2 tRNA genes and 1 rRNA gene are annotated in these 666 nt (G+C 43.2%); all 3 read right to left on the bottom strand.

Features of this window, described 5'->3' with window-relative positions:
* Positions 1-345: 345 nt before the first annotated feature.
* Positions 346-421: transfer RNA gene (locus tag HGP28_RS18995), tRNA-Ala, on the bottom strand.
* A 41-nt stretch (positions 422-462) separates the two neighbouring features.
* Positions 463-539: transfer RNA gene (locus tag HGP28_RS18990), tRNA-Ile, on the bottom strand.
* 66 nt (positions 540-605) lie between these two features.
* Positions 606-666, bottom strand: a 16S ribosomal RNA gene (locus HGP28_RS18985); the annotation flags it as partial.

Raw genomic sequence — 666 nt, 5'->3', positions numbered from 1 at the left:
CATCGCCTCTGACTGCCAAGGCATCCACCGTGTACGCTTAGTCACTTAACCATACAACCCCAAAGGGTCTTCTAGTTAACTAACCAAAGTTGTCTGCAATTTTTATACATGATGCAGACTCGATTTTGCCGGACTCAATTTTGAATAATCACTTAACAGTGATATTCCCAAGAACACTTGAATGTGTTTGTTGGTACTTACTTAAAAAGTAAGTATTGAGAACTTTACAAACAAACACTTATCTATTTAAGACAAGATTTGTTTTGTCAGCTTTCCAAATTGTTAAAGAGCAGATTTTCTGATGAAAACCATTTTTAAATGCACTATCGCTAATGCGCTTAAAGATGGTGGAGCTAAGCAGGATCGAACTGCTGACCTCCTGCGTGCAAGGCAGGCGCTCTCCCAGCTGAGCTATAGCCCCATCGTGTGTGATACTGTGTGCCAATTTCTTGGGAGAAAAATTGGTGGGTCTGAGTGGACTCGAACCACCGACCTCTCGCTTATCAGGCGAACGCTCTAACCACCTGAGCTACAGACCCAGTATCGTCTCTTAAACTTTATAAACCATCAATCTGTGTGGACACTTGCATCAAATAATCATCGTATAAGGAGGTGATCCAGCGCCAGGTTCCCCTAGCGCTACCTTGTTACGACTTCACCCCAGTC

Origin of the sequence: Vibrio agarilyticus, from assembly GCF_012641465.1 — a bacterium.
Taxonomy (GTDB): Bacteria; Pseudomonadota; Gammaproteobacteria; order Enterobacterales; family Vibrionaceae; genus Vibrio; species Vibrio agarilyticus.
The sequence above is the reverse complement of the archived record's forward strand: the minus strand, read 5'-3'. Positions and strand labels throughout refer to the sequence as shown.